General features: G+C 37.7%; 7 protein-coding genes and 1 pseudogene. 3 read left to right on the top strand and 5 right to left on the bottom strand.

Going from position 1 to position 5,757, the window contains the following annotated elements:
* Positions 1-334: hypothetical protein (locus tag K6D58_RS10065; RefSeq protein ID WP_296830282.1), on the bottom strand; the 334-nt coding region annotated here is incomplete at its 3' end.
* 13 nt (positions 335-347) lie between these two features.
* On the bottom strand, positions 348-680 hold the full coding sequence (locus K6D58_RS10060) for a colicin E5-related ribonuclease (protein WP_296830280.1): 333 nt from the start codon (positions 678-680) through the stop codon (positions 348-350).
* A 193-nt stretch (positions 681-873) separates the two neighbouring features.
* Between K6D58_RS10060 and K6D58_RS10055 the strand changes: the two genes are divergently transcribed.
* The 3 genes from K6D58_RS10055 (at position 874) to K6D58_RS10045 (ending at position 3,867) form a co-directional block, all read left to right on the top strand.
* On the top strand, positions 874-1,095 hold the full coding sequence (locus tag K6D58_RS10055) for a hypothetical protein (protein WP_296830279.1): 222 nt from the start codon (positions 874-876) through the stop codon (positions 1,093-1,095).
* 219 nt (positions 1,096-1,314) lie between these two features.
* Positions 1,315-1,833 (top strand): DUF8052 family protein, encoded by a 519-nt coding sequence (locus K6D58_RS10050; RefSeq protein ID WP_296830277.1) that lies wholly within the window; start codon positions 1,315-1,317, stop codon positions 1,831-1,833.
* 57 nt (positions 1,834-1,890) lie between these two features.
* On the top strand, positions 1,891-3,867 hold the full coding sequence (locus K6D58_RS10045) for a carbon starvation CstA family protein (protein WP_296830275.1): 1,977 nt from the start codon (positions 1,891-1,893) through the stop codon (positions 3,865-3,867).
* Here the strand turns inward: K6D58_RS10045 and K6D58_RS10040 are convergent.
* From K6D58_RS10040 to K6D58_RS10030, 3 genes and pseudogenes are all read right to left on the bottom strand, one after another.
* Positions 3,864-4,763 carry a metallophosphoesterase family protein gene (locus K6D58_RS10040; protein ID WP_296830274.1) on the bottom strand — a complete coding sequence of 300 codons (900 nt, stop codon included), beginning with the start codon at positions 4,761-4,763 and terminating at the stop codon, positions 3,864-3,866. The two genes, K6D58_RS10045 and K6D58_RS10040, sit on opposite strands and share 4 nt — an antisense overlap.
* Positions 4,763-5,467: a hypothetical protein gene (locus K6D58_RS10035; protein WP_296830272.1), complete on the bottom strand. Its 705-nt coding sequence runs from the start codon at positions 5,465-5,467 to the stop codon at positions 4,763-4,765. Before K6D58_RS10035 ends, K6D58_RS10040 begins: the two co-directional genes overlap by 1 nt.
* Before the next feature lie 194 nt (positions 5,468-5,661).
* Positions 5,662-5,757: pseudogene (locus K6D58_RS10030) on the bottom strand (IS200/IS605 family transposase); the annotation flags it as partial.

The following is a 5,757-nucleotide window of genomic DNA, read 5'->3' as shown; positions in this document are numbered from 1 at the left end:
CAATACATTTACTGAATTCTTCCTTATTACTTTTTTCAATTAAGAAAATTCTTTTATCTAAATCTATATTGAAAAGATTTTCTTCTATGATTGATTCCTCGTAAAATCTTTTTACATCATCTTCACAGATCTTTTTTCTACTTTCAATATAAAACATTCGTTCATCAACTTCTAATAAAAAATCTTTATGCTTATAGAATGGATTCATTGAAATATGTGTTGGTACAATATTTTCTTTTCTAAGCATTTCCAAAAAGTTTATAAATTCAGACATTGATAAATAATGCCTGTTTCCATTTTTTAATTTTATAATACCTTCGATTTTTTTTATCATTATTTTCTCCTTACTATTTCCAGTTTGACTTATTCATATCAGCTACTTGTATTATTTTTTTTGTGACGTCATCTTGAACTACATAATACACATCATCAACATAATATTTGATTACTGAATTTCCAGTAGCTTTATTTAATAAAGATACAACTTTTGTTGCTAATTTAAAATTGGTATAGGCAAGATAATAGTCATCTCCACGTTTTACAAATTCGCCATTTCTTGTAAAAAGTGTTTCTTTATCATTTTGCACCATAAAAAATCCTTTTTCAAAAGGAATATAGAAAGAAGTCTCACGGGTGCTAAAAATTTTGGAGATATAACCACTGCCACTAGAAAAATCCATTTATTAACCTCATAACTTGTGTTTGTACTTCCATCCCCCACTGCCTCATGTCATAAAACCGCAAGCCCATCATACAAAACGCAGACAGTGTGATAGATTTAGGAAAAGACAGTTTCCTGTAATTAAAAAAAACATTTGAAAATCCTACAATCGGCCTTATAATTAAGGACATCAAATAAAAAGAGGTGTTTATATGGCTAAATCAAAGGATTACTTTGGTCTCGGAAGACTTATCAGTCTTATTCTTGCAATTATCCCATTTACATCATGGCTTTTGGGATTCTTAACCCGCCTTACAGAAGGTAAAATCGTTGCAGCAATCCTCCGTATTTTCTTTGGATGGTGGATTGTATGGCTTATCGACCTTATCTGCATGGTAACAAAAGGAAAAATCTGGCGCGCCCTTAACTGCTAGCCGGTAAAAACAATAAAAAGCTGGACTTTAACCCACTAAAATACAGGTCTAAAGTTCAGCTTTTTTTATATTCCACTTTACGCAACAAAATCTATTCATTATTGCACACTATGCACTAATCCATTGCAAAAATGTAAGTGCAACTTTCTTCTATAATAATTGAACAAATACCATTCCTCTCGTTATCATTCAAAGTAACAATTAAAAAAAGGTTATACTATGACGGGCGATAAAATACTGGGGCAGGTATTAGATTCATACAAAGGTTATTATGATGTCACTTGTGATGACAGCAGCAGCCCTTTTTGTGCCCGGGCAGAATTCCATTCAACAAATCAGCAGTACATTCTGGTAAAAGCCGCAAAGGTTTCTCAAAGCCAGTCTAACGAATATGTATTCTTTTCTTCTATAGAATCACTTAATCAGACTAAACTTGCAAGTCTTGAAAAAGAAGCATGGGAGACTGGTCTTAGTAAAATCACTGTTACCGCCGGTCACCGCAATTCAGATATCAGCCTTATTGTAATTGCAGACAGGGCAGATGAAGAGGCAGTTAAGTTTCTTAAAAAAATCCGCCGCTACAAGTCCTACTGCTTTACCTTTAAGGGATGGACAAACTTTTCTGTGGTTGTAATTGATGCAGAAAAAGGCGCCTTTTATTCAAACAGGGCAGGCAAGCACTTAAAAAAATTCTTTAAAAATATCCTGGGCCGCAATTCAGCCCAAAGCATTCAATAGGAATAAACAGGTATTTTTCCTGCTTAAATAAACGTTTAATAACGGAGGAACAAAAAAATGACAGCATTATTAATCATTATTGCTGCAATCGTTTTGCTTCTTGCCGGCTATATCTTTTACGGAAGCTGGCTTGCAAAACAGTGGGGAATCGACCCTTCAAAAAAAACACCAGCCAAAGAAAAAACTGACGGTGTAGACTATGTACCTGCAAAACCTGCAGTTCTTATGGGACACCACTTTTCTTCTATTGCCGGAGCAGGACCAATTAACGGACCAATTCAGGCTGCAGTATTCGGTTGGGTACCAGTATTTCTCTGGTGTGTTTTAGGTGGAATCTTCTTTGGAGGACTCCAGGACTTTGGCTCTCTTTTTGCTTCCATCAGACATGACGGAAAGTCTGTAGGTGAAATCATTAAGGACTCAATGGGAAAATTTGCAAAGAAACTTTTTATTATCTTTGCCCTTCTCGTACTTATTCTTGTAATCGCATCATTCGTAAATGTTGTTGCAGGAACATTCTATACACCATTCAAAAAGGCTGTAACAATTACTTCTGCTCAGAATACAGAAGCTGTTACTGCAGTTCTTAAAAATGCAAAAACACCATTTGCTGGTCTTTCAGAAAACAATGGCAAACTTACAGTAACTGTTGCAGCAGAAACAGCTGACGATGCAGAAAATGCAGCAAAAAAAGTAAGCACAAGTCTTTCTGCAGCAGGTATCCTTAATGAAGTATCTGCTGACAAGGCTTCAATGGGAAGCTTTATTTCTTCAGGAAAAAGAACAGGCAACAACCAGACTACAGCAATGATTTCTATTCTCTTTATTGTTCTTGCTGTTTTCTACGGAATCCTTACAAACCGCTGCGGTTTAAAAACACTTCCTGCAACCCTTATTGGTATTGCAGCAATTGCCCTTATTATCGTATTCGGTCTTAACTTTGGTCTTGTAATGAGCCGCAACACATGGATTATCATCATCGGTCTTTACATTGCATTAGCTTCACTTATTCCAGTATGGATTATGCTGCAGCCACGTGACTATCTTTCAAGCTTCCTTCTTTATGCAATGATGGCAGTAGCTTTAATCGGTATTGTATTCTCTGCATTTACAGGTAGTTCAAGAGGTGTTGAATTTAACCTTCCTGCATACACTGGATGGACACAGAGCATCGGTAATCTTTTCCCTGCCCTCTTCATTACAGTAGCATGTGGTGCATGTTCAGGATTCCATTCTCTTATTGCATCAGGTACTACTTCCAAGCAGCTTGATTCAGAAAAGAATGCAAAGGCAATCGGATACGGTTCAATGCTTATTGAATCTGGTCTCGGAATTATTTCCCTTATTGCAATTGGTATTGTATCTTCAAAGTTCCTTATCAAAAATCCAGAAACAGGAATGTGGGCATTTGCAGGTTCACCAGCTACAGCTTTTGGTAACGGTATTGCCCTTATGTTTGGTGCAGAAACAAGTACTATCTACAACACAATCACTGCCCTTCTTACACTTGCAGTATCTGTATTTGCCCTTACTTCCCTTGACTCAGCTACACGTTTGAGCCGCTTTATGTTCAGTGAACTTTTCCTTAAAGACGGAGAAGAAAGCTGGAAGGATGCAAAAAATCCAGTACGCAAGCTTCTTGCAAATCCACTTATCGGAACAGCCCTTATGGTAATCATTGGTTGTATTCTTGGTGGACTTAAGCTTTCTGCAATCTGGGGTCTCTTTGGTGCAGCAAACCAGCTTCTTGCCGGAATCGCACTTCTTGCAGTTGCAGCATGGCTCGGACAGGTTGGAAAGAACAACAAAATGTTCATCATTCCAATGGTATTCATGCTTACAGCAACATTAACCCAGCTTGTATTTACAATCATCAAGCAGATTACCCTTCTTAAGAAAGGTGCATTTACAGCTCTTGATCCTGCATGGGGACACTACTTCCAGCTCTTCTTTGCAGCAGCAATGGCTATTCTTGCAGTAATCCTTGTTGCAGAAGGAATCAAAACTTTTGCAAAACAGATGAAGCGCAACTAATATTCCAGATCCGGGTGGCTTAATACGCTGCCCGAATTTTCGTCCACAGTAATAAGACTAAAGGCACGGCTGTATAAAAAAGAAGAAATAAGATGTTCTTCAAAAGAGCCGCTGTCATAATGCTTACTTCTGTGGGCGTGACCTTCCATAACCAGTTTTACATTATTTTTAGCAAACAAAGACATAAGGGTATTTCTTTCCAGGGCATTCTGAATACTAAGCTGTATTATTCCGCCGCAGTAAAGGGGATAATGCATGGACACAATCTTTGGAAGACTATCTTCCTCCATTTCTTCCTGTAAAAGTTCAAGCTGCCTGTCACCTAAAGTTCCATTAGCCGTATCAAGAAAATACCAGGACATTCCTTTATCAGAAGCAGAGCCATGAGTTGTAAACTTATAAAAGGAAGTACCGGGATTAATATTTTCTTTCCAGACATCCCAGCCGTAATTATATAAATCGTGATTTCCTAAAATTGAATAAGTAGTAAAGCCTGAGATTCCTGCAGCAGAAGCCATTTGTGCCAGAGTATCTGCAAACTCATTAAAATCATCCGCTTCACCCTTATGGCCGCCGTCAAGAATATCTCCAAGACATATCATAAAGCGGGGGCGCAAAGTTTCATCGCTGTTTTTAAGCTGACTGTCAAACCATTCATAAAAAGCTTCAATATCCTGGTCTGCCCTATCTGAACCAAAGTGGGGGTCAGTAATCACAAGAATGCTGTAAACAGAACCAGTGGTACCTGTTACGGAAGAGGGACTGTCCAGTACCTTAAGGGAACTTACCCGGTCTTCTACATCCTGACCAAAAACAAACCAGTAGGCTCCCATGTTGCAGGAAAATGTCATCAGAGAAAGAAAAAGTACAAGTAAAGTATAAAAAAGTTTTTTCATCAGAACCTTACCCCCAGGGCAAAGCGGAGTGCAGAAGACTCAAGGTGGTTTACTGCAGCCAGATGGTCTGTAAAAACAAAGTCAGCTTCAGTCTTTATACTTAAGCCTTTAGAAAAATCCTGCCTTACAAAAAAAGTAAATACAGATTCCGTTGCCGAATTATATCTGAACAAAGAATGAAAGGCATGAGTAAAGCCCAGCCTTGTTCCATAAGAAAAATCCTTTGCCACAGTAAAAGAGATATCCGGTTCAAACTTTGTAATACCATCTTTAATACCATAAATATCCGTATACTTATACTTTAACCAGAAGGAAGTTCCTAAAAAAAATCCACTGCCCGTCTTCCAGTTAAAGTCCGTGCCCAGTAAAAAATCCTGTTCACAAAAAAGCTCATGGTACTGAACATGATAAATAAAATCACAGCCCAGTTTTTTCTGACTGTTATTTTGTCCGGTAAAAATAAAAGGGAAATATTCTGCTGCCAGGGTAATATCCGTTAAATCCCTGCCTGACTGAAAGGCTCCTGTAAAAGAAGCCTTATCCCACTGCCCCTTATAATAAAGGGAAGGATAATTATTGTTGCTTTCAAGACCACGGTCAAAAACATGGGTAAATGTATAAAAGACTTCATGATTTTCCTTAGAGAAAATAAGGCATTGAGGAATAATAAAAAACAAAAACATGAAACAAATAGATTTTTTCATTTACTTATTATTTTAATACCTGACCTTTCACTTTGCAAAAAAAGACAGCATAATCACAACCACCCGTCAAACGGGTGGTTTGCTCTTAGCCTATAAGGCTAAGGGTCTCAAGCCGAGACTTAAGTCCCACGCTTTCACATACGTTCAAATCTATTGCAGCTTGTCACCCGCTGGCTCTTAAAGAGCCTTTTGTACTACTTACTACCCTTAAAAGGGTCTTCGTATTCTTTTTCAGTAATTTTATCCATCGCTATATCATGAGCTTCCTGTTCACGGATATATTTCGCAAT

The organism is Treponema sp., assembly GCF_024696245.1.
In the GTDB taxonomy this organism is placed as follows: domain Bacteria; phylum Spirochaetota; class Spirochaetia; order Treponematales; family Treponemataceae; genus Treponema_D.
This window is presented reverse-complemented; position numbering and strand designations above follow the sequence as displayed.

Excerpts from the sequence above, each read along its gene's own strand:
- K6D58_RS10060 (WP_296830280.1), bottom strand. The coding sequence starts at position 680 with ATGGATTTTTCTAGTGGCAGTGGTTATATCTCCAAAATTTTTAGCACC.
- K6D58_RS10055 (WP_296830279.1), top strand. The coding sequence starts at position 874 with ATGGCTAAATCAAAGGATTACTTTGGTCTCGGAAGACTTATCAGTCTT.
- K6D58_RS10050 (WP_296830277.1), top strand. The coding sequence starts at position 1,315 with ATGACGGGCGATAAAATACTGGGGCAGGTATTAGATTCATACAAAGGT.
- K6D58_RS10045 (WP_296830275.1), top strand. The coding sequence starts at position 1,891 with ATGACAGCATTATTAATCATTATTGCTGCAATCGTTTTGCTTCTTGCC.
- K6D58_RS10040 (WP_296830274.1), bottom strand. The coding sequence starts at position 4,763 with ATGAAAAAACTTTTTTATACTTTACTTGTACTTTTTCTTTCTCTGATG.
- K6D58_RS10035 (WP_296830272.1), bottom strand. The coding sequence starts at position 5,467 with ATGAAAAAATCTATTTGTTTCATGTTTTTGTTTTTTATTATTCCTCAA.